The sequence below is a fragment of the Vibrio sp. 10N.222.49.C9 genome, assembly GCF_041474985.1.
GTDB lineage: Bacteria > Pseudomonadota > Gammaproteobacteria > Enterobacterales > Vibrionaceae > Vibrio > Vibrio crassostreae_C.
Map to the genome: position 1 here is coordinate 1 of NZ_JBFRVD010001268.1, position 265 is coordinate 265.

The 265-nt window shown below is 44.9% G+C and carries 1 protein-coding gene; it reads right to left on the reverse strand.

Annotated elements, in window-relative coordinates; genetic code table 11:
* The coding region (locus AB4585_RS27855; protein WP_372171995.1) for a hypothetical protein at positions 1 to 265 on the reverse strand (265 nt) is incomplete at both ends.

Consider the following 265-nt stretch of genomic DNA (forward strand, 5'->3'; position numbering starts at 1 on the left):
AATAAGATCCACTTGCGACTGCGACTGACATTCTATCCAGCCAGCAAAACTCTGATTTTCTTCAATATAGGCATAACTGAACAGTGAACCATCCTTAACGCCACCTGTTTTACGATCTAATGCCGTTTTGGTCACTATCCCTTGCTCGACCTTGCCTAGCTTGCCTTGTGAGCTTACAAAGCCATCTCGGCATTGCTTAAATTGAACGCCATCGGGGCGCTGAAAAAGCTCAGAGGCATGATTGCTGATTTGCTCGGAATTATAT